Origin of the sequence: Glaciihabitans tibetensis (assembly GCF_003003265.1) — a bacterium.
GTDB classification, from domain to species: Bacteria; Actinomycetota; Actinomycetes; order Actinomycetales; family Microbacteriaceae; genus Glaciihabitans; species Glaciihabitans tibetensis.
This window is the reverse complement of record NZ_PVTL01000003.1, coordinates 29,642-55,232: the sequence shown is the minus strand read 5'-3', so window position 1 is coordinate 55,232 and position 25,591 is coordinate 29,642. Positions and strand designations below refer to the sequence as shown.

The following is a 25,591-nucleotide window of genomic DNA, read 5'->3' as shown; positions in this document are numbered from 1 at the left end:
CTTCCCGACCTTACGTTCAACGGGTATTAGCCCGCGTTGAGGTAGGACTCCACCGTGATGTCGCCCGCGATGATCTGCTCCGCGAGGTCGTCGAGCGTGGCCTGCAGCTCGGGGTCAACGAGGTCCTCGAATTCGTGGAACGGCGCGAGGCCGACTCCGTCGTTCTCGAGGTTTCCGATGTACGCCTCGTTGCTGAAGTCGCCAGCGGCGGCGTCAGAGACAACGGCGGAGACAGCCGAGCTGATTCCCTTCAGCACCGACGTGAAGTACAGGTCGGAGTAGGTCGGGTCGGTCTCGAAGACGTCGGCGTCCGCACCCAGGAGGGCGACGGTCTTGCCGGAGTCAACGATCGCGGCGCCCGCGCTCTGGTAGATCGGGCCACCAACGGGCAGGAGCACGTCAGCGCCCTGCTCAATGAGGTTCGCAGCCGTGGTCTTCGCGGTGTCGTTCGCCTCGAAGCCACCGGTGAAGGTGGTCAGTCCGATGGTCTGGACGTCGGTGCCGTTCTGCTCGTTGTAGTAGGTGACGCCGTCGGCGTAGCCCTCCATGAAGATCGTGACGGTCGGGAATTCCATGCCGCCGAAGGTGCCGACGATGCCCGTGGTCGAGTAGCTCGCGGCCGCGTAGCCGGCGAGGAACGCTGCCTGCGAGGTGTCGAACACGATCGGCTTGGTGTTGGTGAAGTCAGGAGCACCGTCGAAGTCGGCGTCTGCCGCGTCGTCGATGAGCGCGAACTCGACCTCGGGGTTGGCCTCTGCTGCCTCAAGGGTCGCGGCGGACAGCGCGAAGCCAACCGTGACGATGATGTCGCAACCCTTGTCGACGAGGCTCTGGATGTTCGGGGCGAAGTCCGTCTCGGCGTTGGACTCGACGGTGGTCGGCTCCACGCCGAGCTCGTCGGACGCTGCCTTCAGACCCTCGAAGCCGAGCTGGTTGAACGACTTGTCGTCGAATCCACCCGAGTCGGAGACCATACAGGGAAGGAAGTCGCTGCCCTCGGCTGCGGTGTCGTCTTCCTCGGGTGCTGCTGCGCAACCGGCGAGCAGCAGCGCGCTCGTGCCGATGAGTGCAAGGCCGCTGAGCGTGGCCTTCCGTGAAGTGATGCTCAAAATGTCCTCCAAGGTGATGCCCAGCGCGAAACGCCCGGGACCCAATTTCGTCCACGTTACCCAACGTTGAGCAACGCTCCGCCCAAAACGGCCTCCGCAGCAGAAGAGTTACCAATCAGCGACGGGCCGGAAATATGGCGGAAATGTATGTTTACTCAGGTGTGCTCTGCGACGTGACCGTAATGGTGCCGGACACGATGTCTTCACGCAGTGCGTCTACCTCAGCGGCGAGGTCGGAACTGACCAACGCAGCGAGGTCGTGGAACGGGGCGATGTCTACTCCGCCGTTCTCCAGCGTGCCCACAAACGCGGCGCTGTCGAATTCGTCGTCCATGCTTGACTTCACGATTTCGCCAACCGCATCAGCGGTGTTTTTCAGTACCGACGTCAACAGCAGGGGCCGGTAGTCCGCCGGCAGGGTGTCGTATCCGTCGTTGTCCACCCAGATGATGGACACGTTTCCGGCGTCGAGCGCCGCAGCTGCCGCGCCCTCCCCCACCTGCCCGGCAACGGGAAGAATGACGTCGGCCCCCTGGTCGATGAGTCCCTGCGCCAGCACCTTGCCCTTGTTCAGGTCTTCGAAGTCGCCGGTGAACGAGCCATCCTGCGCCTGCTTGTCCCAGCCCAGAGCGACGACGGCGGTTCCGTGCACCTCGTTGTACTTCGCAACCCCGTCGACGAATCCGTCCATAAACAGGGTCACCGGAGGCTGGTTGCCTCCGCCGAAGGTCGCGACAACGCCGGTCTTGGTGACGCCCGCGGCGAGGTAGCCGGCCAGGTACGCCGCCTGCGCCGTGTCGAAAACGATCGGCTTGATGTTGTCGCCCGTCACGACCTCGTCGACGATGGCGAAGTCGACGTCGGGGTTCAGCGCCGCCTGCTCCTCGGTCGCGGTGGCGAGCTCGTAGCCCACGGTCAGCACAAAGCCACACCCGGAGGCGGCCGCCTGCTCAACGTTGGGGCCGAGGTCCGTCTCGGAACTCGAGACGAGTACCTCGGCGTCGATGCCGTACTCGGCGGAGGCGGCATCCAGTCCCTCCCAGCTTGACTGGTTGAAGGAACGGTCCTCGAGGCCTCCAGAGTTGGTCACCATTCGGGCGCAGAAGTCGGATGCCGCGGCGTCGGTGTCTTCCACCGGCGCAGCCGCGCACCCGGCCAGGAGCAGGGCGGCAGCAGCTCCGACGGCGAGGAGTCTCAGCGGCGAGGAGCGGGACACGGAACGCAGAATCAACGGTGTCGACATGGCTGTCGCTCTCCTCGGTAGGGCGTCGGCGCTTGCCGACATCGAGCCGGCACCCGTCCGGGTTGCCGACCACTTCGACGTTATCGAGATGACGCTTCTCCCACAGGGGCCAATTACCCCGGCGGAAGCGTTCGTTACGGTGTTGTGACCTGTGCGTTGCGGACGCGACGCGACGCTATAGGACGTCGGTGCGGCCGGACAGCTTGAGGGCGTCGACGACCGACTTCACCCGCTGGGCGTTCGCGGTTGTGGTGACCAGCAACGCGTCATCCGTGTCAACCACGATGATGTCGTTGACGCCGATCAGCGAGATCAATCGGTTCGTCTGGCTCACGACGACACCGCTGGAGGAGTCGGCGAGCACCCTGGCGTTCTCACCGAGGATCGCCAGGTCGGTCTTACGACCGGAGGAGTGGAGTTTGGCGATGGACGCGAAGTCTCCGACGTCGTCCCAGTCGAAGTCCCCGGGGATCACGGCGAGGCGACCCTGCACCGCGGCCGGCTCCGCCACCGTGTAGTCGATCGCGATCTTGGTCAGGTCGGGCCAGACACGGTCAACCACCGCGCCGCGCTCGGGGGTGTCCCAGGCCTCGGCGAGTTCCAGCAGGCCAGCGAGCAGTTCAGGGTCGGATTCGCCCAGCTGCTTGAGCAGGACGTCGGCCCGCGAGATGAACATTCCGCCGTTCCAGAGGTAATTGCCCGCCGCCACGTACGCCTCGGCGGTCTCCAGGTCGGGCTTTTCGACGAAGCTGTTGACGACGAGAGCATTCGGAGCCCCCTCGATGGCGAGGCTTGCACCACACCGGATATACCCGAAACCGATCGCGGCATCGGTGGGCGTGATGCCGATCGTGGCGATGTACCCCGCGTCGGCCGCGATGACGGCCTCGGTGACGGCGTGACGGAAGCGGCGGGTGTCACTGATCACGTGGTCTGCGGCGAAGGAACCGATGATGACGCCCGGTTCACGACGCTCGAGAATGGCGGCAGCCAGCCCGATGGCCGCGGAGGATTCGCGCGGCTCGCTCTCCAGTACCACGTTGTTATCTTCGAGCTCGGGAATCTGGTTCTCGACCGCGGCGCGATGCGCGCGGCCGGTGACGACCATGATCCGGTGAGCACCGGACAGGGGAACCAGCCGGTCCCAGGTGTCGCGCAGGAGCGTGTGACCCGATCCGGTGAGGTCGTGCAGGAATTTGGGGGCATCCGCGCGGGACAGGGGCCATAACCGGGAACCGATGCCTCCCGCCGGGATAACTGAATAAAAGCGGTCCATGGGGCTGCGGTTATCGGTCATGACCACCACCATAGACTTATTAGACAACCCCAGACTTAAGAACCCATTCACCGGGCAGAAACCCCAGCCCCCTAACGTGAGACGCATCAGGAGTCCCCTAGGGAATGGGTCGTGCCTATGCGTGTAGCCGTTGTCAGCGAAAGCTTTCTCCCCACCACAAATGGGGTGACAAACAGTGTGTGCAAGGTTCTTGACCACCTTCGGCTTCGCGGACACGACGCGATCGTGATTGTGCCGGCCGCGGGAGCGCCCGCCGAATACGCCGGATTCCCGGTAGTGCAGGTGCCCGCGGTGATGTACCGGCAGTTTCCCGTCGGCCTCCCCAACGCGCACATGCAGCGGATCCTGGCTGACTTCGCACCCGATGTGGTGCACGCGGCATCCCCCTTTCTCCTCGGAGCCGGAGCCATCGGGTCTGCCCGCCGGCTCGGCATCCCCTCTATCGCGATCTTCCAGACGGATGTCGCCGGTTACGCCCGGCGCAACCGCCTCGGCGCCGCCACAAAGTTTGCCTGGCGGGTCATCCGCTGGATCCACAACGACGCCTCACTCACCCTCGTACCCTCGAGCTCCTCGATGGTGGACCTGCGCCGGGCAGGCCTGAAGCGCCTGCGCCGGTGGGGTCGCGGCGTCGACCTGGTGCAGTACCACCCGCGCAACCGCGCGATGCCAGAAGCCGTCGCCCTGCGGGAGCGGCTGTCACCGAACGGCGAGGTGGTCGTCGGCTACGTCGGTCGGTTCGCCCCGGAGAAGCAGATCGAACGGCTGGCTGCGCTCCGCGACATCCCGGGCATCTCCATCGCCCTCGTCGGCGCCGGACCCTCGACGCCCCAGGTGAAGCGGGCGCTTGCCGACATGCCGGTCACCTACCTGGGTGAGCTGCGCGGCGATGCCCTCGCTGCCGCCTATGCGAGCTTCGACCTCTTTGTGCACACCGGCACCGAGGAGACGTTCGGGCAAACGCTGCAGGAGGCCCACGCCAGTGGCCTTCCGGTGGTGGCCCCGCGCTCCGGCGGCCCGATCGACCTGATCGACCACGGCCGTACCGGCTTTCTCTTTGACCCGGTGGATGATGCGGAGCTGGCGTCTACGGTCGAACTCCTGGCCCGCGACCCCGCGTTGAGACATCGCATGGGAGAAGCAGGGCGCCGTGGCGTTCTCGGCCGCAGCTGGGAAAGCGTCTGCGACGAACTGCTCGGGCACTATCACTCGGTGCGCATCACCTCGGCGCGTGTGGTGTCGGCGCGGGCCGTTTCGGCTCGAGTACGGGGCCGGCAGCCCGCCGGGACGAAAGCCTCTTGAGCCGCGTCAAAAATCGTTCTCACGAATAAGGGTCTCCTTGCAAGCGCGGAACTATTCGTCTGCATAGACTGGTAGGTGCAAGCGAAGAGAACGTCAGTCGGCCGCCGTGACGCGGTCCCGATCATCCGCAAGGAGGGTTGCTCGTGCCAGAGAAGTCGGCGGGTACCCTGGCGATGCCCCCCGCCAAACCCACAATCAAGTCTCCCCGGCGCCCTGCGGGAACCCTGTATCGCGGTCAGGAGGGAATGTGGTCGTGGGTTCTGCACCGCATCACGGGCACGGCAATCTACTTCTTCCTGCTGGTGCACATCCTCGACACGGCGCTCGTACGGGTCAGCCCCGAGGCTTATAACGCCGTCATCAGCATGTACAAGACGCCCGTGATGGGCATCGGTGAGCTGTTCCTCGTGATCGCCATCGTGTTCCACGCGTTCAACGGCATCCGCATCATCCTCATCGACTTCTGGAGCTTCGGCACCCGGCACCAGCGGGCCATGTTCTACGTCGTGATCGCGCTGTGGGTCATCACCATCATCGGTTTTGCGCCGCGCCACCTGATGCACGTCTTCGGAGGCTGACGATGACCGCAGAAACCGTCCCCGCACCGCGCTCCGCGAACGCAGCTCGCAAGAGCGGCCGCGGCATCAACTGGGAAAAATGGGGCTGGATCTACATGCGCGTCAGCGGTGTGATCCTTATCATTCTCATCTTCGGCCACCTTTTCGTGAACCTGGTCGCCGGTGACGGCGTCAGCGCGATCGATTTCGCCTTCGTCGCGGGTAAGTGGGCCGACCCGTTCTGGGTTGTCTGGGACACGGCGCTGCTCTGGCTTGCCCTCATCCATGGGTCCAACGGCATGCGCACCCTCGTGAACGACTACGCCACCAACCCCCGGGTACGCAAAATACTGCTCGGTGCGATCTTCGCTTCTACCGCCATCCTTCTCGTGCTTGGAACCCTTGTGATTTATACGCTCGACCCCTGTCCTTCCATCGAGGATGTAAGCCTGCTTCCGAGCTTCTGCGGTGCGAACTAGTGACGGTTTCTGGCGTTCCGGGCTTCGACACGCCTAGTTTTGGGCTCCCCGGCCAGCACCTGCCCGCCCAGACCCAGTACGAAGACGGCGCGATCGTCGACGGTGTGCATTATCACCAGCACGACATTGTCATCGTCGGCGCTGGCGGCGCCGGAATGCGCGCAGCGATCGAGGCTGGCCCGCACGCGAACACCGCGGTGATCTCCAAGCTCTACCCGACCCGCTCCCACACCGGTGCCGCGCAGGGCGGTATGGCCGCAGCGCTGGCGAACGTCGAAGAAGACAACTGGGAGTGGCACACCTTCGACACCATCAAGGGTGGCGACTACCTCGTTGACCAGGACGCGGCCGAGATCCTCGCAAAAGAGGCGATCGACGCGGTCTTCGACCTCGAGAACATGGGCCTGCCCTTCAACCGCACGCCGGACGGCAAGATCGACCAGCGTCGCTTCGGCGGCCACACCGCCGACCATGGCAAGACCCCGGTGCGCCGCGCCTGTTACGCAGCGGACCGCACCGGCCACATGATTTTGCAGACGCTGTACCAAAACTGCGTCAAGCTCGGCATCAACTTCTTCAATGAGTACTACGTGCTCGACCTGGTGATGACCTCGGTGGATGACGGCAAGGGCGGCTTCATCGACCAGCCCAGTGGCGTTGTCGCCTACGCCCTGTCGACCGGTGAACTCCACGTCTTCCAGGGCAAAGCGATCATCTTTGCCACCGGCGGCTTCGGCAAGATCTACAAGACCACCTCCAACGCGCACACCCTCACCGGTGACGGCGTCGGCATCATCTGGCGCAAGGGCCTGCCGTTGGAGGACATGGAGTTCTTCCAGTTCCACCCGACCGGGCTCGCCGGCCTCGGCATCCTCCTGTCTGAAGCCGCCCGTGGCGAGGGCGCGATTCTGCGCAACAGCGAGGGCGAGCGCTTTATGGAGCGCTACGCGCCCACTATCAAGGACCTCGCTCCGCGCGACATCATCGCCCGGTGTATGGCCACGGAGATCCGTGAGGGACGCGGCGGTGGACCGAACAAGGACTACGTCTTCCTCGACATCACGCACCTCGAGCCGGCCGTCATCGACGCGAAGCTGCCGGACATCACCGAGTTCGCCCGCACCTACCTCGGTGTGGAGCCCTACACCGAACCCGTTCCTGTACTTCCCACGGCGCACTACGCCATGGGCGGCATCCCCACCAACGTCGCCGCCGAGGTGCTGCGCGACAACACCACCGTCGTTCCCGGCCTCTACGCCGCTGGCGAGTGCGCCTGCGTCAGTGTGCACGGCTCGAACCGCCTCGGCACCAACTCGCTGCTCGACATCAACGTGTTCGGCAAGCGGGCCGGCAAAAACGCGGTCGAGTATGTCAAGACCGCGCCCTTTGTGCCGCTGCCCAACGACCCCGCTGCCGACATCCGCGCTCTGCTGCAAATGCTGCGCAACTCCACCGGCACCGAGCGCATCGCCGTTCTCCGCAAGGAGCTGCAGGAGTCGATGGACAGCAATGCCCAGGTGTTCCGCACCGAGGAAACCCTGACCGAAGTCACCGAGGTCATCGAAAATCTTCGCGAGCGGTACAAAAACATCGCGGTGCAGGACAAGGGCAAGCGGTTCAACACCGACCTGCTCGAGGCCGTCGAGCTCGGCTTTTTGCTCGACCTCGCCGAGGTTGTGGTGTACTCCGCGCGCTCCCGCAAGGAGAGCCGAGGCGGCCACTTCCGGGAGGACTTCCCGCTCCGCGACGACGAGAACTACCTGGTTCACACGATGGCGTACCTCTCGGGTGACGCCGGGTCAGCCGATGCAGTCGACCACATCAAACTCAGCACCAAGCCCGTAGTGATCACCCGCTACCAGCCGATGGAGAGGAAGTACTAATGAGCACTGCGGTCCTCGAAAACAACCCCAGCGCCCCGGAGGTCATCCCCACCTTCACAGCGACGCTGATCATCCGCCGCTTCGACCCGGACGTCGATGATGAGCCGCGCTGGCAGGACTTCGATGTTGAGGTCTACCCCACCGACCGTGTCCTCGATGCGCTGCACAAGATCAAGTGGGAGCAGGACGGCTCGCTGACGTTCCGCCGCAGCTGCGCCCACGGCATCTGCGGCTCGGACGCGATGCGCATCAACGGCAAAAACCGTCTGGCCTGCAAGACCCTGATCAAGGACCTCGACACCACGAAGCCGATCTACGTGGAGGCCATCAAGGGCCTTCCGCTGGAGAAGGACCTCATCGTCGACATGGAGCCCTTCTTCGAGTCCTACCGCCAGATCCAGCCTTTCCTCATCGCTTCCTCGAATCCCGAGAAGGAGCGCATTCAGTCGGTCACGCAGCGCGAGCGTTTCGATGACACCACCAAGTGCATCCTCTGCGCCGCATGCACCTCGAGCTGCCCAGTCTTCTGGACCGACGGCCAGTACTTCGGCCCGGCCGCCATCGTCAACGCGCACCGCTTCATCTTCGACTCCCGCGACGAGGACGCCAAGGTTCGCCTCGACATCCTCAACGACAAAGAGGGCGTCTGGCGTTGCCGCACGACCTTCAACTGCTCCGAGGCGTGCCCCCGCGGCATCGAGGTCACCAAGGCTATCTCCGAGGTCAAGGCCGCAATCCTGCGCGGCAAGGCGTAGAGCGGCCGGCGCACTTCTTTGTGCCGCAGTGCTTTATGAGGTGGATGTCGTGGCGACGCGACATCCACCTCGTCCGTTAATGATTGTGCATGAGCAGGGCTCAGGGCGTTCCTAGCTCGTCATAAACATGTTCATGAGATGGTCGACAGACACATGCGCGTAGTGCGAGAAACCGACGGCACCGGGTGATGACTCGAAGATGGGGAATGTTGCCCAGTACAACCCGTTCTCTTCGAGGACACCCTGTCCCTTCTCGTTAGCGCGAAGTGTGAACCCCACAGCGAACTCGCTCGGCCGCCACGGCACATCGAAGGGCGGGGCGTCGCGTCTGACCTGGTACCGCAACGCGCCACCAAACTGCGCAACGAGAAACTTCTCGCTATCCTCGATCGTTCTGCAGGCCACCTCAAACTCCTCGGACCCCGAGCGAGTCGCGCTGGTCACAACGTAATCGTCTGCACCCTCTCGGACGTAAAACCGTGTCTCGCCACCCAGATTCGCCACCACACAACCGCCCGAGCTGGACTCAGAACTGCTGTAACCGAGCGGTTCGAGCCAGTCGGCGACGCGCGCGCCCATTTCCATCAGGCGTTGGTCATTTGTCTTTTCAGGGCTCACCGAGGATCCGACTTTCGCTTGGTAATAACAGTAGAGAGCGGGTGTCCGAGTACGTCAAGAAACGAACGTTACCGCGACGAGGATCGCTCACTCGGTGTGGACGCCAGTGGCTTCGCCATGTGGATGTGCCCCCTTTGCTAGAGTCTGGCGATGAATGTCGGCCGGATCATGTGACTTAGGGATCGACATACGCAGCTAGAGCAGGCTTCCCGAATCTGTCCAGCATCGACTCGCGCAGATCGGTGATCGAGGTGTTGGCATAGATAGTAAAAGGCACTGCCTCGTATGGGACCAGAATATTACTGAAGCGGGCACGCTCAATTCCGAGTTCCAACACCACTGCAGGGAGGTCGCCATCATCCGATGGGACAACTGCAAATCCCTTCGCGACGCCCTCGGATTCCCACGGCAAACGAAGCAAGTGCACCTTCGGGAATAGCACCTGTCTCGTCGAACGTCCGAAGGTGACCGTCAGATACCGCTCAGCGTCGAGCACATCTTCCGTCGCCATCCTTAGACGCTCTGTAGCCGATCGCTGCGCTGTTCCAACAGTGATGCGTCCCGAACTGTTCCGCACATACCAACGCAACTCCCCGCCGCCGTCCATCAGAACGACCTCGTCGTCGGAAACCACCCGGGGGGCCAGGCCAATTGGCCGCGCCCACTCCGCGAGCCTCATGCCCATCTCCGCGACACTCATCCGGGCTCAGGCAGATACCTGGGTGACGTCGACTGTGAAGATCGGCTTGCCAAACTCGTCGGCGTACGAAGCCTTGATCTCTTCGACCGTTGCGTTTGCATACTGGCTGAACCTGACCGCGTGCATGGCTGTTTTGAATGAGGAGAATCGCGCACGATATTGCCCGTTTTCCAAAAGGATGCCATGAGGACTCCCATCGTCTACGGGCACCAGCGTGAACCCAGGAGTGATTTCCTCGAGCCGGACGTGGGGTGCGAGGCGTGGAACCTCGGGGAGTTGTTCGGCGCGAACCGATGGGCTGACGGCGCTCACGAGATATTTTTCCATGTCGTCTTCCGTCAGCGTCGCGATGTCGAAGAACTCTTCCGATGCTCGGTTTCTCGTTCCCACAAAAAACTCACCGTTGTTTGTTCGAAGAAACCAGTTCGTCTCGCCACCGGGAGTGAAGATGTGCGCATAGGTGCCCGTGTCGTCGAGGCCGAACGCAAGCTTGAGGGGCGCAGCCCATTCCACGATGCGCGTTGCTACGTCGCGGAGAGTCATCGAATCACCAATCCGAGATCGCGAGCATCTGAAACGGAAACCTCTTTGTCAATGTCGTCGATGAACTTCACCTGGATTGCTCCGCCGTCACGTCCGAACGCGGGAGCAACCCTTGACAACTCAAGCGACCAGCCGTCGGGCAGCCCACCCGGCGCATCAGGATTAAGCGTGTAAACGTTGTAACGCAGCGCCAATGCGGACACAGGCAACGAGCGGTCTTCGAACGATGACGCGTTGCCGTCGATGCGCAGGTGCATCGTGGCGCCGCATTCGGGCCCGATGCGGTCGACCGATGCGCCGTAGTCTTCCACCGCCGCCGCGATGCTCGAGTATCGGATGATGGATCCGCGCGCCGAGCCATGGTTTGGCGGATATCTATCAAAATCCAACGTCGTGCCTTCCTTGGAACAATCAGGACAGAATCGATGTTGAGCGCGTGGAGCGGGCACTTTTTGAGATTGTCACAATTTTAGTATGCCCTTTCGCGCAAGCACATCGGCGTCCCAGTGGCGATCGTCAACGCGCACCACCTCACCCAAGCGCCCCGCGCACGACCACGTCGAACGTCGGGCGGGGGTCGCTTGTGTCGCCCCGCGCAATCCGGTGCAGGATCTGACCTTCCGCACAGGCCATGATTGCTGCCGCGGCGGCGACGCGGTGAGACTCCCCCACGCCGAGGCGTTGCAGCACCGCATGCATCGACGCTTCCATGGCGGCCCGACCCGCGGCGACGGACTGGCGCAGGGTTGGGTTGTGACTGGCCTCCATGAACAGCGCGAGCCGCGCGGTGGTCAGGGTGCGGTTTTCGCCGGTGGTGAACTCGACCAGGGCCGCGAGCTGCTCGACCAGCTCGGCGGCCGTGACGGGGGCTCGGGCCGTGACCGCGGCCATCTCCCGGTCGACGATGTGGTCGATCACTCCCGAAAACAGGGCATCGCGGGTGCGGAACCAGTTCGACGTCGATCCCCGCGGGAGTGCAGCCCGATCGTCGACGCGAACGTGCGTCAGCGCGCGAAGGCCCTCGGTTCCGACGAGTTCGATCCCCGCGTCGAGTGCGCGAATTTTGGTGGATGCCATGTTCTCACTATAAACATAGTGACACGACACTACGAACGTAGTAACCTGCCGTCATGAAAGAGACATCGCACACCACAGTCGACGCTGCGATCCCTCACCTCGACGGCGTCGAGCATCGTTATATCGACCTCCCCGGGCTGCGCATGCACGTCGCCGAGGCCGGCAGCGGCGAACCTCTGCTGCTGCTGCACGGGTTTCCCGAACACTGGTGGGAATGGCGCGACGTGATGCCCGCCCTCGCCAGCGACTTTCGGGTGATCTGCCCCGACCTTCGAGGAGCGGGCTGGACCGACGCGCCGCCGACGGGCTACGACAGCGACCAGCTGTTCGCCGACCTGCTCGCGTTGATCGATGCGTTGCAGCTGACACGGGTGCGCATCATCGCGCACGACTGGTCTGCGCTGCTCGCGTTCCGGCTCGGTCTCGAACGGCCCGACCTCGTGGACGGAATTCTGTGCCTCGCCACACCGCACCCCTGGGTTCGGTTCAGCCCAAAGTACATCCCGCTCTTGAGATTTTTGTGGTTCCAGCCCGTGGTCGCCGCTCCAGGGCTCGGGCCGCGCCTGCTCGGACGGGGCCAACAACGGCTCGCCCGGTACCTGCTGCGTGGATTCCAGGCCAGCCCACAGGCCTTCACCGAGAGGGACATCGATATCTTCCTCACCCCGTTGCGCGACCCGGCCCATGCCCGGGCGGGCTCGGCACTGTACCGAAAGTTCATCCTTCCGGAGGCGGCACGAATTATGTCGGGCCACTACCGCGACCGACACCTCACCGCCCGCACGCGGCTGGTCTATGGACTCGCCGACCGCGGGTTGCGTCGAGAGATGGCCGGCGGATACGAAGGCCACGCCGACGACCTCGCGGTGGTGTTTGAGGAAGGTGCGGCGCACTTCGTTGCCGACGACTCGCCCGAAGCGGTGGTGCGGCACGCCCGCGAGATGTTCGCGCCCAAATGATCGGGGCCGCCTATTCCGACTGCACGGTCTACACCGTCTACACGGGGCCTATGACGCGCCGGCGAAGAGTTCGCGCAGAGCCTGCACCGCCCCGGGGGCCATATCGAGGCTGGTGGTCATACTGCGCGGGTTCACGGTGATGCCGGTATCCGCGGGGATCAACTGGAGCAAAACCGAAACCTCCATGTCGACCTGGTAGCGCGAGCTGCGCGGTATGCCCCCGACGAAGTCCGCGTGCGTGAAGACGGCAAGGCGCAGCCCCGTCGGGTTCGGGATGAGCACCGGGCGAACTTCGGTCACACTGTTGAGGGGTTCGCGGCCGCTCGGCACAATCACGGTGCTGCCCGCGAGGATGAGCATCAGAATGTCTTCTGACATCACCCCGTCGCGGGCCTGCTGGATCGCCGTTTCCAGAGCTGTCGGGTCCCGCCGTTGTCGCGCCATCGAATCGCCTCTCGCTCGACACCACGATGGCAGCGGCACACGAGAGAAAACCACCTCTTGCGCGAGAGACGTTCTCCTGAACGGATTCCGGTTACGCCTGCGCGCCCGCCGCTACAACTGCGCTGGCCGCGGCACGAGCCTCGTCCGCGCTACGTCCGCCGAGGGCGGCAGCCGCCTTCGCGCGGGCCTCGTCGAGCGTGACACCCGCAAGTTCCGCACGCACGTCGACGAGTGCTGCCGGAGTCATCGACAGGGTCGTGGCTCCCAGTCCGACCAGAACGACCGCGAGCAGCGGGTCGGCGGCAGCTTCACCGCAGACGCCCACCGGCTTTCCTGCGGCCGCACCGGCATCCCCCAACATCTTGATCAGGCGAAGCACGGCAGGGTGCCACGGGTCCTGGTAGCTGGCGACGGAACCGAGCATACGGTCGGCGGCCATCGTGTACTGCGTGAGGTCGTTGGTTCCGATACTCACGAAGTCGCTGACCTCGGCGACCTGGTCGGCGACGAGCGCGAGGCTCGGAATCTCGGCCATCGCACCGACGGTCTTCAGCCCGAGTTCCTTGCCGAGCGCGACGAAATATTCGGCCTCGGGAGCGTCGGCGACCATCGGGGCCATGACCCAGAGGTCCGCCTCGGTGGCGTTCTGGGCGTTGACGAGCGCGGTGAGCTGGTCGCGCAAAATCTGCTCGCTCGCCCGCAGCGCACGCAGTCCACGCAGACCGAGGGCGGGATTCTCTTCCTTGGCCGCGTTGAGGAAGCTCAGCGGCTTGTCAGCGCCGGCATCGAGCGCTCGGACGACAACCTTCTTGCCGGGGAACGCCGCGAGGAGCTCGGTGTACTGCTTCTCCTGCTCTTCGACGGTCGGCGCCGTCTTCGAGTCGAGGAACAAAAACTCGGTGCGGAACAGACCAACGCCCTCGGCGCCGAGCTCGACCGCGTTGGCGGCCTCCTTCGGGGATCCGAGGTTCGCCAGCAGCGGCACGAGCGTGCCGTCGGCGAGCACACCGTTGGTGAGCGGTGCCGCGGCGACCTCGAGGCGACGCGCAATGGCTGCTTCGACCTCGGCGCGCTGCTCGGCGGTGGGGTCAACGGTGACGACTCCGGTCGCGGCATCCGCCACAACAATCGTGCCATCGGCCAAGTCGAGGGCGCCGGTCACACCCACCACCGCGGGGATGGACTTCGAACGGGCGAGAATCGCGGTGTGGCTGGTGGGACCGCCGTCGCGCGTGATGAGCGCAAGCACACGCTCAAGGTCGAGCAGCGCGGTGTCCGCGGGCGCGAGGTCCGATGCCACAAGGATGAACGGCACGTCGCTTGTCGGGATGCCGGGTGCCGCAACGCCTCGGAGGTTCGCGATGATTCGCTGCGAGACATCCCCCAGGTCCGTCGCACGTTCAGCCATGTAGCCGCCCATCGCCGTCAGCATGTCCTGGAAAGCGGCGAACGCCTCGAACACGGCGCGCTCGCCCGTGGTGCCCGCATTGATGCGGGCAGTCACGTCGTCAATGAGGCTGGGGTCCTGGGCCATGAGGGCTGCGGCTTCGAGAACGTCTTTTGCGTCGCCTCCGGCCTGGGCACCGCGGGCGGTCAGGTCGGCAGCGACCTCACCGAGGGCTACCTTGACCGTGGCGAGTTCGGCTTCTGCGTTACCGTTGTGCTGCGCGGCCTCGGGCTGCGGCAACGGCTCCGGCATACGAAGAATCGGACCAATCGCCGCGCTACGACCTACGCCTACACCGTGCAGTTCCATGAGTGACCTTTCTACAAATCACCGGCAAGCCTACCTACTGTTTATGTGAGGGTTCACCACGGATTCGGGCCGTAAGGCTCCTGTGTCAGCACGATATTTGCCGGTGACGGCACGCAATGGGCGACCAGGGACGTAGTGCTCTACGCCACCTGAGACGCGCCCTATAGAGAGGTATCGCCGCCACCCCGGGGCGGGCCAGATCAACAGCCGTCGTGAATCGTTAGGGTTAGGGAATGTCGAACGACCAGGCCGAGAAAACCACACCACAGTCCCGGATCGGCGCTGTGATCGCGTGGGTGATGCAGCTGAAGCCCGTGCGCGTTTTCGGGCACTACTCGCGGCGTCGGGGAGCCATCCTGGCAGGGGGCCTCTCCTACCAGGCGATCTTCGCCGTTTTCGCAGCGATCTGGGTCGCCTTCTCGATCATCGGTCTCTTTCTGCAGTCCAATGATGCGTTGCGGCAGTCATTGTTCGACGTCCTCAGCTCGTCTGTGCCCGGCCTCATCGACACCGCCGAAAGCGACGGCGCGATCGATCCCGAGATGCTGCTCGACACCGGCGCGCTGAGCTGGACCGGCGCGCTCGCGCTCTTTGGCTTGCTCTTCACCGCCCTCGGCTGGCTCGCCTCCGGTCGAGAGTCCATTCGCGACCTGTTCGACCTCGGCCCGCTTCCGGGCAATCTGATCCTGCAGAAGCTCAAGGACCTGGGGCTCGCGATCGGTTTCGGCGTAGTCGTACTCATCTCCGCCGCGCTGTCGGTCTTCAGCACCGCCGCGCTCGACACGGTTTTCGGCTGGGTCGGTATCGGAAACGATTCTTTCTTCGCCAATGCGCTCGCACGCGTCGTGGGTCTGGCGATCGTGCTCGCGCTCGACACCCTGGTGCTCGCGGCGTTCTTCCGGGTCGTCGCGGCGATCGTGATTCCGTTCCGACGCCTGCTCGCGGGCGCCTTCCTCGGCGGAATCGGACTCGGCGTGCTCAAGGTGCTCGGCTCGACCCTGCTCGGCGGCGCAAGCAACAACCCGTTGCTCGCCTCGTTCGCGGTGATCATCGGTCTGCTGATCTGGTTCAACCTCATCTGCCAGGTCATTCTGTTGTCGTCGACCTGGGTCGCGGTCGGCATGATCGATGCCGGCATCCCGCTCGATCCGGTCGCCGAGGCCGCGCGACTGGAACGCGAGGCCGCCGAACGCGCGGCTGCACGCGCGGCCGAGGAACTGGCACGCCCCAAGGGATTCGCCCGATTCATCCCCCGTCGATGGAGGAAGACGAACACCGATCCCGCCTCCCGGGCAACGGCCACCGGCGCGGCCGGCGATGTCCGGGGCTCAAACTAAACTTTCGACATGGCAAAACCGCTCCGCATCGCGACAATCAACACCAACGGCATCCGCGCCGCCTACCGCAGGGGAATGGGTGCGTGGCTCGACTCGCGTGAGGTCGACATCCTCGCGATCCAGGAGGTGCGCGCCTCCACAGAAGACATCGAGGCCCTGCTCGGTCCCGACTGGGACATCCTGCACGACGCCGCCACCGCGAAGGGCCGTGCGGGTGTGGCGCTCGCCAGCCGTAAAGCCTCCGACCACGGCAAGGCCTCGATCCACCGGGTGTCGCTCGGCGATGAGGAGTTCGACAGTGCCGGGCGCTGGCTGGAGGCCGACTACGAGGTCAACGGCAAAATCATCACGGTCGTGAGCACCTACGTGCACTCCGGCGAGGCCGACACCCCCAAGCAGGTCGAAAAATACAAGTTCCTCGACGCAATGTCGAACCGCCTGCCCGAGCTTGCCGCGCACAGCGAGTACGCGGTGGTGCTGGGCGATCTCAACGTCGGCCACCGCGAGCTCGACATCAAAAACTGGAAGGGCAACGTGAAGCGGGCCGGGTTCCTGCCGCGCGAGCGTTCCTACTTTGACCGCTTCCTTGGCCCCCTCGGCGAAGACGTGACGGGGGTCGATGGCACAACAGGAAAGGGCCTGGGCTGGGTGGATGTCGGGCGCCAGCGTTCCGGCGAAGTCGAGGGTCCCTATACCTGGTGGAGCTGGCGGGGCCAGGCCTTCACCAATGACACGGGGTGGCGCATCGACTACCAGCTCGCGACTCCCGCCCTGGCCGACACCGTCGTCGAGTACGCGGTCGACCGTGCCGAGGCCTACGACCAACGCTGGAGTGACCACACCCCCGTCGTCGTCGACTACGACATCTGAGTCGACTGCGACCTGAGTTGACTGCGACATCGGAATTACCCACCCTCGCACTGATGGAAGACTGAAGTCATGACCCAACCCCGCTTGTTCTCCGGTATGCAACCGTCCGCCGACTCGCTCCACGCCGGCAACTACATCGGTGCGCTGCTGCAGTGGCGGGATCTGCAGGCAACCCACGAGGCGATCTTCTGCGTGGTCGACCTGCACGCGATCACGGTCGCCCAAGACCCGAAGCTGCTGCGCGAACAGACCCGCCGCACGGCCGCGCAGTACATCGCCGCCGGGATCGACCCCACACTGTCGACCCTCTTCGTGCAGTCGCACGTGCCCGCGCACACCGAACTGGCCTGGATCCTCAACACAATCACCGGGTTCGGTGAGGCGAGTCGCATGACCCAGTTCAAGGACAAGTCGGCCAAGCAGGGATCAGACTTCACCTCGGTGGGGCTCTTCACCTACCCGATCCTGATGGCAGCCGACATCCTGCTGTATGGCACCGAACTCGTGCCGGTCGGCGACGACCAGAAGCAGCACGTCGAGCTCACTCGCGACCTTGCCGCGCGCTTCAATTCGCGTTTCGGCGACACCTTTGTGATCCCGAAACCGTTCATCCTCGCCGAGAGCGCGCGCATCTACGACCTGCAGAACCCCTCCTCCAAGATGAGCAAGTCGGCAACGACCGATGCCGGAATCATCTGGATGCTCGACGAACCGAGCAAAACAGCGAAGAAGATCAAGTCTGCGGTGACCGACGACGACCGCGAGGTGCGCTTCGACCGCGAGCTGAAGCCCGGCGTCTCGAACCTGCTCACGATCATGTCGGCGTTCACCGGCACGCCCATGCCCGAACTCGTGGCGTCGTTCGAGGGCAAGGGCTACGGCGATCTGAAGAAGACGGTCGCCGACGTCGTCGTGGCCGAGTTCGATCCCGTGCGTGCCCGCACCCTTGAGCTGTTGGATGATCCGGCCGAACTCGACCGCATCCTGGCGACCAACGCGGACCGAGCAGAAGCACTCGCCCGGCCGATACTCGAAAAGGTATACGACCGCATCGGACTGCTGCCGCGCCGCAAGGCGTAGCGGCGGCGGCGGGCGTAGCGGGCTAGCGGAACAACGGACTAGCGGACTAACGGACTAACGGACTAACGATGCAACCCGAGATTGTCCTTACTCAGCGCCTGCGGCTCGACTCCCCCGTCGCCGCCGACCAGGAGCGCGTGTTCGAGTACTGTCAGGACCCGCTTTTCGAGCGCTACCTGACGGCTCCGTGGCCGTACACGCGGGCTCACGCGCGCCACTTTCTCGAACGGATCGTTCCGAGTGCGTGGGCTGCGGACACGGAGTACACCTGGGCGATCCGGCGGCGAGGCGCGAGTGCGCGCGACGCGAGCGAGGCCGTCGCGAGCGAGGCCGTCGCCAGCCCGCTCATCGGCGTGATCAGCTTCCGGCGGGACCACAACTCCATCGGCTTCTGGATAGGCACCCCGCACCGCGGGCTCGGGTACGTGCCCGAGGCCGCAACGGCCGTCGCGGAGTGGGTCTTCTCCCTGGGAGTGGAAACAATCGTGTGGGAGTGCGTGGCCGGCAACCTCGCTTCCGCGTCGGTCGCTCGGCAACTCGGCTTCCGCTTTACGGGCGAGCGCGACTCGACGCTTCCCTATCGCGACGGAAAACTCGTCCCGTCGTGGCACGCGCAGCTCACGCCCGACAACCTCCGCGTCGCGCAGCAGGGCTGGCCTGCCGTTACCTCGGCCGCGCGCCGGGAGTGACCGCCCGCAGCTCCCGCGGCCGCAGCCATCATCACTGAGCGCACCCACGCCCGCAGCCGCGACCGCAACCGCAACCGCAACCGCAACCGCAACCGCAACCGCTCGAACTTTGCACACAACAGCCGCAGCCGCAGCTGCAGCCGCAGCCGCGAGAACTGACCACACGTGACAGACCAATCGCGGCACTTCACCCACACCGGGTTCGCGGCGCGGCGGCGGTTTCAAGTCCTCGAAGCAACGCCTGCAACTGGTGGTGGCCTAGCGACGAATCCCGCCACCTCACGCTCCGAAGGGTCCCGGCCCCGCTGAAGTGTCAGAACTGGTCGTAAATCGAGTCGAAATTGCGACGAGTCGAGACACTTCGCGGGCGACACTCGACGAATCGCGACACCTCAGCCCGAGCGCTTAGACAACTCGCGACACCTCAGCCCGGACGCTTCAACAAAACGCGACACTTCGGATGTCGCGCCCAAAGTGTTCGACAAATCGCGACACTTCAGGCTTAGGCGCTTCGACGAATCGCGACACTTGGCTTCCCGACTGAACCGAATTCCACGGGAATACGCTGCCGCCGCCCGCGTTGACTACACTGAACGAAAGTAATACGTGCTCCGGGGTCGGTGAAAATCCGAACCGGCGGTTATAGTCCGCGACCCGCTGAGAGATTCGTCTCGACGCGGTTGATCTGGTGAAATTCCGGAACCGACGGTTAAAGTCCGGATGGGAGGATGCACGGATTGTTCGGCGTTGCCGTGCAATCGGTCCTTTAGCGACCACCCCGGAGACCGTCGAATCAGACGAGGACCGGATGGAACTTTCCCGCACCGACATCGAGACGGCGATGCAGCACGCCCTCGATCTCGCCTCGCACGGGTCCGCGATCGGCGGCAATCCGCAGGTCGGCTGCGTGTTGCTGGATGCCTCGGGCGCAGTGGTCGCCGAGGGCTGGCATCACGGCGCAGGCACACCGCACGCCGAGGTAGATGCCCTGTCGAAGATCTCCGACGCACGCGGGCTCACCGCCGTTGTCACTCTCGAGCCGTGCAACCACACGGGCCGCACTGGGCCCTGCGTCGACGCGCTCATCTCGGCGGGCGTCGGCCGGGTCGTGTACGCCGTGTCTGACCCGAATCCGGTCGCCGGTGGTGGCGCAGAGAGACTCGTCGCCGCGGGAATCCCGACCACCGGGGGCGTGCTGGCCGACGCCGTCGCTGAGTTCCTCCGCCCCTGGCTCATCTCCACCACGCTTCGCCGGCCGTTCATCACGCTCAAGTGGGCGTCAACGCTTGACGGTCGCACAGCCGCAACCGACGGCACCAGCCAGTGGATAACCGGAACCGCAGCCAGGCAGCGCGTGCACGAGCAGCGCGAGGCGAGCGACGCGATTCTCGTCGGAACCGGCACCGTGCTGGCCGACGACCCGTCGCTCACCGCACGCGGAGACGCCGGCGAACTAATGGAGCATCAGCCGATCCCGGTCGTCATCGGCGAGCGCGCGGTTCCCTCGGGGGCGAAGCTCCGCACCCATCCCGCGGGCCTCATCGAAACCCGCAGCCGGGACCTGACCGCGATTCTTTGCGACCTGTTCGACCGCGGCATCCACCGCGCGTTTGTGGAAGGCGGGCCGGGACTTGCAACCGCGCTCGTCGCCGCCGACCTCGTCGACGAATACGCGATCTACCTCGCCCCAGCGCTGCTCGGCGGCGACAGGCTTGCGCTCGGCGACATCGGTGTGGCCAGCATGCCCGACATCAAGAAACTGCAGATCACCTCTGTCGAGCAGCTCGGCAACGATCTGCTGCTGCACGCCAGGCCCGCCCGAGACTCGCTGGCAGATGCCCGGCCTGCGAATGCGTCGCGAGTGGGTGCCCCACGGGAGCCGACCGAAACACGGCGGCCGTCCGAAACACTGCGGCCGTCCGAAACACTGGAGCCGACCGAAACACGGCGGCCGTCCGAAACACTGCGCGCCGAGACATCCCCCATTGCAACATCCCCAGACGGGGCAGAGGAGTAACCATGTTCACGGGAATCATCGAAGAACTCGGCGAGGTCGTTGGCTTTGACTCCGCGGGCGATGCCGCGCGCCTGACCGTTCGCGGGCCCCTCGCCGTGTCGGATGCGGCCCACGGCGACTCGATCTCGGTGAGCGGCGTCTGCCTCACCGTGGTCGACCAGGGCGCCGACTGGTTCACCGCAGACGTGATGGCCGAGACGCTCCGCATGAGCACCCTCGACATGTTGTCCGCGGGAAGCCGGGTGAACCTCGAACGCGCGGCGCAGGTCGGCGACCGGCTCGGCGGGCACATCGTGCAGGGTCACATCGACGGCACCGCCCAGGTAATCAGCATCACCGACGGCAGCGCGTGGCGCGTGGTGCGATTCAGCCTCGACGCCGCCCACGCACCCCTGGTCGTCGGCAAAGGGTCGATCGCGGTCGATGGCGTGTCGCTCACGGTGAGCGCCGTCAGCGAAGCGGATGAAACGGATGCCTGGTTCGAGGTGTCGCTCATTCCGGAGACTCTCGCGGTCACCACACTCGGCCACAAACAGGTCGGAGACTCCGCGAACATCGAGACCGACATCCTCGCGCGTCACGTTGGGCGCCTCGCCGCGTTTGCCGCACCTGCACCTTCACCCGCGCCCGCGCCCGCGCCAGCGCCAGCGCCAGCAGAAACCGCACGGACACCAGCTCCCGCACCACCCGCACGTTCCGAAAGGACCCCCTCATGAGCCTCGCTGACATACCCACCGCGCTTGCGGCACTGCGGGAGGGCCGCCCGATCATCGTGGCCGACGACGAGAGCCGCGAGAACGAGGGCGACGTGATCCTCGCCGCCGAGCTCGCCTCGCAGGAATGGATCGCCTGGCTCGTGCGCAACTCCTCCGGCTTCATCTGCGCCCCGATGACCAACGAGATCGCCGACCGGCTTGAGCTGCCGTTGATGGTGGTCGATAACGAGGATCCGCTCGGCACCGCCTACACGGTGAGTGTGGATGCCGCGGACCGACTCAGCACCGGCATCAGTGCCTCCGACCGCGCCCACACCCTTCGGGTGCTCGCCAACCTGGAGTCTGTGCCCGCGAGCCTGAACCGCCCCGGCCACATCCTGCCCCTGCGCGCGGTCGAGGGCGGCGTGCGCGAGAGGCCCGGGCACACCGAGGCGACTATCGACCTGCTGAAACTGGCCGGAATGGTGCCCGTCGGGGCGATCAGTGAGATCGTGGCAGACGACGGCGAGATGATGCGCCTGCCGGCACTCATCGCGCTCGGCGAGCGCGATGATGTACCCGTCATCACGATCGTCGCACTCGTTGCGTACCTGCAGGAGCTGCACGGCGATGCTCCGCTTCCCGTGAAGCCGGTGCCCGAGGCATCCCGCGTCATCTTCGAAGTCGAGACCACCGTGCCGACCGAGTACGGGTCGTTCCGCTTTCGCGCGTACCGTGACCGGGCCACCGGGGCCGACCACCTCGCGGTGATCGCGGGCACCCCGACGAACGGTGCGCTCGTGCGGGTGCACTCTGAGTGCCTCACCGGCGAGGCCTTCGGGTCGCAGAAGTGTGAGTGTGGCCCGCAGCTCGACGCGTCGCTTGAGGCTATCCAGCGCGAGGGCGGCGTCGTCATCTACATGCGTGGCCACGAGGGACGCGGAATCGGGCTCATCAACAAGCTCAAGGCCTACCGGCTGCAGGAAAACGGCCTCGACACCCTCGACGCGAACCTTGCCCTCGGCCTGCCCGCGGACGACCGCGACTACAGCGCGGCCGTCGCTATTCTCGAGGATCTCGGCCTCAGCGAGGTGCGCGTCATCACCAACAATCCGGACAAGATCGCCCAGCTCAGCGGTCGCGGCATCACCGTTCTCGAGCAGGTACCGCTGCTGGTGGGCGTGGGCGAATTCAACGAAGGCTATCTCGAAGCAAAGCGCGACCGGATGGGTCACATCCTCCCCGAATCCACCATCCTCGACGCTGAACTGCTGTCGGGCCAGAAAGGACAAACGATATGAGCGGCGACGGAATCCCCGACATCAAGACCGACGGCACAGGGCTGAAGGTCACCATCGTGGCCGGGTCCTGGCACGAGGTCATCACCAACGGCCTGCTCGCCGGCGCCCGTCGGGCACTCACCGAGTCGAACGTCGACATCACCGAGGTGCGCGTTCCCGGGAGCTTTGAGCTTCCGGTGGTCGCCAAGGCCGCGCTCGATGCGGGCGCCGACGCCGTGGTGGCCCTCGGCGTCATCATCCGTGGGGGAACCCCGCACTTCGAATACGTGTCGGATGCCGCGACGAGCGGTCTCACGCAGGTGAGCGTATTGACCGGCAAGCCCGTCGGCTTCGGGGTGCTCACCCTCGATAACGAGCAGCAGGGGCTCGACCGCGCTGGCCTCGAGGGCTCGAAGGAAGACAAGGGAGCGGAAGCCGCGCAGGCAGCGGTCGCCACGGCTGTGCTGCTGCGCGAGCTGCGCGGGGCCTGAGGGCACAGCGAAACTGCCAGCAAGTGTTCATCTGGCCGTAACACGGCGTAAGGTAGGAGGGTTCGCCACAAGTGAACCCTCCACCCGCAGAGTCTCCCGGAACCTTCCGGCGCACATCTATGCGCCACGGTCCGGGCCGAGTACTCGCGTTCGCACCGTCCGTTCCGGAGCCTTCCCTTCATGTCAACGTCCACCGCGCCAACCGCCGCCCCAGCCAATACTCGAGGTCGAGTCATCGGTGCCAGCCTCATCGGCACGTCGATCGAGTTCTACGACTTCTACGTCTATGCCACGGCTGCCGTGCTCGTGTTTCCCGCCCTCTTCTTCCCGAGCCAGAACGAGGCAAGCGCCCTCCTGAGCTCGTTCGCCGTGTTCGGTGCCGCGTTCGTCGCGCGCCCGATCGGCTCGATCGTGTTCGGTCACTTCGGTGACAAGATCGGTCGCAAGGGCACCCTCGTCGCATCGCTGCTCACGATGGGTATCGCCACCGTTCTCATTGGCTGCCTCCCGACCGCGCTGACGCCGGGCTGGGAGTTCTGGGCTCCCGCCCTGCTGGTGCTCTTCCGTTTCTGCCAGGGCCTCGGCCTCGGCGGCGAGTGGAGCGGCGCCGCACTGCTGGCAACGGAAAACGCACCCGCGGGCAAGCGTGCGATCTACGGCACCTTCCCCCAGCTGGGCGCTCCGATCGGCTTCATCATCGCGAACGTCGTGTTCCTCGTCCTGAGCCTGAACCTCGCTCCGGAAGCGTTCCAGGCCTGGGGCTGGCGCGTCCCGTTCCTCGCGAGCGCCATTTTGGTCATCATCGGCCTCTACATCCGCCTGAAGCTCGTCGAAACCCCCGCGTTCCAGAAGGTCGTCGACAAGGGAGAGGTCGCCAAGCTCCCGCTGGCCCGCGTCTTCAAATCCAGCTGGCGCGAACTCATCCTGGGCACGTTCATCATGCTCGCGACCTACGTGCTCTTCTACCTGATGACCACGTTCACGCTCACCTATGGCACCACCGCCAGTGACTCCGACACCGCCGCCGCCGCAGCAGAAGCGGCGGGCAAGCCGTTCAACGCGGACGCCTTCGTTCCCGGCCTCGGCTACACCCGCAACGAGTTTTTGATCATGCTCATCATCGGTGTGGTGTTCTTCGGAATCTTCACCCTCGTCTCCGGCCCCCTCGCGGAGAAGTACGGCCGCCGCAAGATGCTGTCGTGGACGACCATCGGAATCATCATCTTCGGGCTCCTCTTTGTTCCCCTCTTCGGAGCGGGACAGGTCGGCGTGATGACGCTGCTCATCCTCGGCTTCATCCTGATGGGCCTCACCTTCGGTCCGATGGGTGCTCAGCTGCCCGAGCTGTTCCCAACCAACGTGCGCTACACCGGAAGCGCGATCAGCTACAACGTCGCCAGCATCCTGGGTGCTGCGGTCGCGCCGTTCATCGCGGTTGCGCTCTGGCAGGCAGCCGAGGGCAGCACGTGGCTCGTGGGTCTCTACCTCAGCCTCAGCGCCGTGATCACCCTGGTCGCCCTGCGCCTGAGCAAGGAAACCAAAGATGTGAACTACGAGGGCAACGTCAGCTAGCTGGTGTTTCTTTCCCTCTGTGATGGGGGATGTCGCGGCGCCCGGGTTTCCCCCGGGCGCCGCGTTTTTGTGCGCTCACCCGCTTCGCTCGCGCCCCTTGACATGCAAGTGATCGCTTGCCTATTGTGGCGGTGTGAGCGACATCTACAGGGCTATCGCCGATGAAACCCGGCGGACAATCCTCGATGAACTCGCGGAACGCGATGACCAAACACTCTTCGAAATTTGTTCCCGGCTCGCAACGAAACATGGCTCCAGCTCGTCCCGGCAGGCCATCTCGCAGCACCTCGAGGTGCTCGAGGCGGCCGGACTGGTACACAGCGAACGCCGAGGCCGTTACAAAGTCCACACGCTCGACACAGCCCCGCTGCAGGAAATCACCCGTCGATGGCCGCCCGCATCGTGATGGCGACCGAAAGGAATCAGCCATGAAGATCAATCTCGCCACCATTTTCGTAGATGACCAGACGAAGGCGCTGGAGTTCTATACCTCGACGCTGGGATTCGTGCCGGTAAACGACATCCCGATGGGCGAAGCACGCTGGATCACCGTCGCCTCCCCGGAACAGCCGGAGGGCACCCAGCTCTCTCTCGAACCAGACGACCACCCCGCGGTCCGACCGTTTCTGGAGGCGCTAGTCGCGGATGGCATTCCGTTCACGTCGTTCGCCGTGGAGGATGCGACGGCGGAATACACCCGCCTCGCCGCGGCTGGCGTGACGTTCACCCAGCAGCCCACCGCGATGGGTCCGGTGACCACGGCGGTCTTCGACGACACCTGCGGAAACCTGATTCAGATCGCCAGCATGGACTGACAGGTCGGTGGCGCCAGTGTGAC

General features: G+C 64.8%; 28 protein-coding genes and 1 riboswitch. Of the genes, 18 read left to right on the top strand and 10 right to left on the bottom strand.

Features of this window, described 5'->3' with window-relative positions; translation table 11 throughout:
• Positions 1-26: 26 nt before the first annotated feature.
• The gene (locus B0I08_RS06245) at positions 27-1,109 is read right to left on the bottom strand and encodes a BMP family lipoprotein (RefSeq protein WP_106211581.1); all 1,083 of its coding nucleotides are present in this window, start codon (positions 1,107-1,109) and stop codon (positions 27-29) included.
• A 151-nt stretch (positions 1,110-1,260) separates the two neighbouring features.
• On the bottom strand, positions 1,261-2,352 hold the full coding sequence (locus tag B0I08_RS06240) for a BMP family lipoprotein (RefSeq protein ID WP_106210957.1): 1,092 nt from the start codon (positions 2,350-2,352) through the stop codon (positions 1,261-1,263).
• On the opposite strand from B0I08_RS06240, the gene B0I08_RS17715 reads away from it, so the two are divergent.
• Positions 2,351-2,500, top strand: a complete 150-nt coding sequence (locus tag B0I08_RS17715; RefSeq protein WP_181243271.1) for a hypothetical protein — start codon at positions 2,351-2,353, stop codon at positions 2,498-2,500. The genes B0I08_RS06240 and B0I08_RS17715 overlap by 2 nt on opposite strands.
• Before the next feature lie 27 nt (positions 2,501-2,527).
• Here B0I08_RS17715 and B0I08_RS06235 read toward each other — a convergent pair whose 3' ends face one another.
• On the bottom strand, positions 2,528-3,649 hold the full coding sequence (locus B0I08_RS06235; RefSeq protein WP_106211579.1) for a mannose-1-phosphate guanylyltransferase: 1,122 nt from the start codon (positions 3,647-3,649) through the stop codon (positions 2,528-2,530).
• Between the two features lie 117 nt (positions 3,650-3,766).
• On the opposite strand from B0I08_RS06235, the gene B0I08_RS06230 reads away from it, so the two are divergent.
• The 5 genes from B0I08_RS06230 (at position 3,767) to B0I08_RS06210 (ending at position 8,625) form a co-directional block, all read left to right on the top strand.
• Positions 3,767-4,951: a glycosyltransferase family 4 protein gene (locus tag B0I08_RS06230; RefSeq protein WP_106210955.1), complete on the top strand. Its 1,185-nt coding sequence runs from the start codon at positions 3,767-3,769 to the stop codon at positions 4,949-4,951.
• Positions 4,952-5,094: 143 nt separating this feature from the next.
• Positions 5,095-5,529 (top strand): succinate dehydrogenase, cytochrome b556 subunit, encoded by a 435-nt coding sequence (gene sdhC, locus B0I08_RS06225; RefSeq protein WP_425432990.1) that lies wholly within the window; start codon positions 5,095-5,097, stop codon positions 5,527-5,529.
• 2 nt (positions 5,530-5,531) lie between these two features.
• Positions 5,532-5,987: a succinate dehydrogenase hydrophobic membrane anchor subunit gene (locus B0I08_RS06220; protein WP_106210953.1), complete on the top strand. Its 456-nt coding sequence runs from the start codon at positions 5,532-5,534 to the stop codon at positions 5,985-5,987.
• A gap of 59 nt (positions 5,988-6,046) precedes the next feature.
• Entirely contained in the window at positions 6,047-7,870 is a 1,824-nt protein-coding gene (gene sdhA / locus B0I08_RS06215) for a succinate dehydrogenase flavoprotein subunit (RefSeq protein WP_106211575.1), read from the top strand.
• A complete protein-coding gene (locus tag B0I08_RS06210; RefSeq protein WP_106210952.1) occupies positions 7,870-8,625 on the top strand; it encodes a succinate dehydrogenase iron-sulfur subunit in 756 nt (251 codons plus the stop codon). The genes sdhA and B0I08_RS06210 overlap by 1 nt, the downstream gene beginning before the upstream one ends.
• A gap of 111 nt (positions 8,626-8,736) precedes the next feature.
• On the opposite strand, the gene B0I08_RS06205 is transcribed toward B0I08_RS06210, so the two are convergent.
• From B0I08_RS06205 to B0I08_RS06185, 5 genes are all read right to left on the bottom strand, one after another.
• Positions 8,737-9,243: an Imm61 family immunity protein gene (locus tag B0I08_RS06205; protein ID WP_146134329.1), complete on the bottom strand. Its 507-nt coding sequence runs from the start codon at positions 9,241-9,243 to the stop codon at positions 8,737-8,739.
• A gap of 175 nt (positions 9,244-9,418) precedes the next feature.
• On the bottom strand, positions 9,419-9,922 hold the full coding sequence (locus B0I08_RS06200) for an Imm61 family immunity protein (protein WP_181243269.1): 504 nt from the start codon (positions 9,920-9,922) through the stop codon (positions 9,419-9,421).
• A gap of 27 nt (positions 9,923-9,949) precedes the next feature.
• Complete coding sequence (locus B0I08_RS06195) at positions 9,950-10,486, bottom strand: Imm61 family immunity protein (RefSeq protein ID WP_106210947.1); 537 nt, start codon at positions 10,484-10,486, stop codon at positions 9,950-9,952.
• Positions 10,483-10,935, bottom strand: a complete 453-nt coding sequence (locus B0I08_RS06190) for a glycohydrolase toxin TNT-related protein (protein ID WP_146134328.1) — start codon at positions 10,933-10,935, stop codon at positions 10,483-10,485. The genes B0I08_RS06195 and B0I08_RS06190 overlap by 4 nt, the downstream gene beginning before the upstream one ends.
• 82 nt (positions 10,936-11,017) lie before the next feature.
• A complete protein-coding gene (locus B0I08_RS06185) occupies positions 11,018-11,563 on the bottom strand; it encodes a TetR/AcrR family transcriptional regulator (RefSeq protein WP_106210943.1) in 546 nt (181 codons plus the stop codon).
• A 53-nt stretch (positions 11,564-11,616) separates the two neighbouring features.
• Here B0I08_RS06185 and B0I08_RS06180 point away from each other — a divergent pair, with 53 nt between their 5' ends.
• Positions 11,617-12,522, top strand: a complete 906-nt coding sequence (locus B0I08_RS06180) for an alpha/beta fold hydrolase (RefSeq protein ID WP_106210941.1) — start codon at positions 11,617-11,619, stop codon at positions 12,520-12,522.
• 48 nt (positions 12,523-12,570) lie between these two features.
• Here the strand turns inward: B0I08_RS06180 and B0I08_RS06175 are convergent, their stop codons facing one another.
• Positions 12,571-12,966 (bottom strand): hypothetical protein, encoded by a 396-nt coding sequence (locus tag B0I08_RS06175; protein WP_106210939.1) that lies wholly within the window; start codon positions 12,964-12,966, stop codon positions 12,571-12,573.
• 91 nt (positions 12,967-13,057) lie between these two features.
• The gene (ptsP, locus tag B0I08_RS06170) at positions 13,058-14,722 is read right to left on the bottom strand and encodes a phosphoenolpyruvate--protein phosphotransferase (RefSeq protein WP_106210937.1); all 1,665 of its coding nucleotides are present in this window, start codon (positions 14,720-14,722) and stop codon (positions 13,058-13,060) included.
• Between the two features lie 233 nt (positions 14,723-14,955).
• Here ptsP and B0I08_RS06165 point away from each other — a divergent pair, with 233 nt between their 5' ends.
• The 11 genes from B0I08_RS06165 (at position 14,956) to B0I08_RS06115 (ending at position 25,568) form a co-directional block, all read left to right on the top strand.
• Positions 14,956-16,059: a YihY/virulence factor BrkB family protein gene (locus B0I08_RS06165; RefSeq protein WP_106210935.1), complete on the top strand. Its 1,104-nt coding sequence runs from the start codon at positions 14,956-14,958 to the stop codon at positions 16,057-16,059.
• 9 nt (positions 16,060-16,068) lie between these two features.
• The gene (locus tag B0I08_RS06160) at positions 16,069-16,929 is read left to right on the top strand and encodes an exodeoxyribonuclease III (RefSeq protein ID WP_106210933.1); all 861 of its coding nucleotides are present in this window, start codon (positions 16,069-16,071) and stop codon (positions 16,927-16,929) included.
• A 69-nt stretch (positions 16,930-16,998) separates the two neighbouring features.
• Complete coding sequence (gene trpS, locus B0I08_RS06155; RefSeq protein ID WP_106210931.1) at positions 16,999-18,009, top strand: tryptophan--tRNA ligase; 1,011 nt, start codon at positions 16,999-17,001, stop codon at positions 18,007-18,009.
• 68 nt (positions 18,010-18,077) lie between these two features.
• Positions 18,078-18,698: a GNAT family N-acetyltransferase gene (locus B0I08_RS06150; protein ID WP_106210929.1), complete on the top strand. Its 621-nt coding sequence runs from the start codon at positions 18,078-18,080 to the stop codon at positions 18,696-18,698.
• Between the two features lie 603 nt (positions 18,699-19,301).
• Positions 19,302-19,435: riboswitch (FMN riboswitch) on the top strand.
• A 71-nt stretch (positions 19,436-19,506) separates the two neighbouring features.
• On the top strand, positions 19,507-20,715 hold the full coding sequence (ribD, locus tag B0I08_RS06145; protein WP_245884628.1) for a bifunctional diaminohydroxyphosphoribosylaminopyrimidine deaminase/5-amino-6-(5-phosphoribosylamino)uracil reductase RibD: 1,209 nt from the start codon (positions 19,507-19,509) through the stop codon (positions 20,713-20,715).
• 2 nt (positions 20,716-20,717) lie between these two features.
• Positions 20,718-21,431, top strand: a complete 714-nt coding sequence (locus B0I08_RS06140) for a riboflavin synthase (protein WP_106210927.1) — start codon at positions 20,718-20,720, stop codon at positions 21,429-21,431.
• The gene (gene ribA / locus B0I08_RS06135) at positions 21,428-22,711 is read left to right on the top strand and encodes a GTP cyclohydrolase II (RefSeq protein ID WP_106210926.1); all 1,284 of its coding nucleotides are present in this window, start codon (positions 21,428-21,430) and stop codon (positions 22,709-22,711) included. The genes B0I08_RS06140 and ribA overlap by 4 nt, the downstream gene beginning before the upstream one ends.
• Positions 22,708-23,181 (top strand): 6,7-dimethyl-8-ribityllumazine synthase, encoded by a 474-nt coding sequence (ribH, locus tag B0I08_RS06130; protein WP_106210924.1) that lies wholly within the window; start codon positions 22,708-22,710, stop codon positions 23,179-23,181. Before ribA ends, ribH begins: the two co-directional genes overlap by 4 nt.
• Positions 23,182-23,361: 180 nt before the next feature.
• Positions 23,362-24,753, top strand: a complete 1,392-nt coding sequence (locus B0I08_RS06125) for an MFS transporter (protein ID WP_106210922.1) — start codon at positions 23,362-23,364, stop codon at positions 24,751-24,753.
• Between the two features lie 133 nt (positions 24,754-24,886).
• Complete coding sequence (locus tag B0I08_RS06120) at positions 24,887-25,159, top strand: ArsR/SmtB family transcription factor (RefSeq protein WP_106210920.1); 273 nt, start codon at positions 24,887-24,889, stop codon at positions 25,157-25,159.
• Positions 25,160-25,181: 22 nt separating this feature from the next.
• The gene (locus B0I08_RS06115) at positions 25,182-25,568 is read left to right on the top strand and encodes a VOC family protein (protein WP_106210918.1); all 387 of its coding nucleotides are present in this window, start codon (positions 25,182-25,184) and stop codon (positions 25,566-25,568) included.
• The last annotated feature ends 23 nt before the right edge of the window (positions 25,569-25,591 follow it).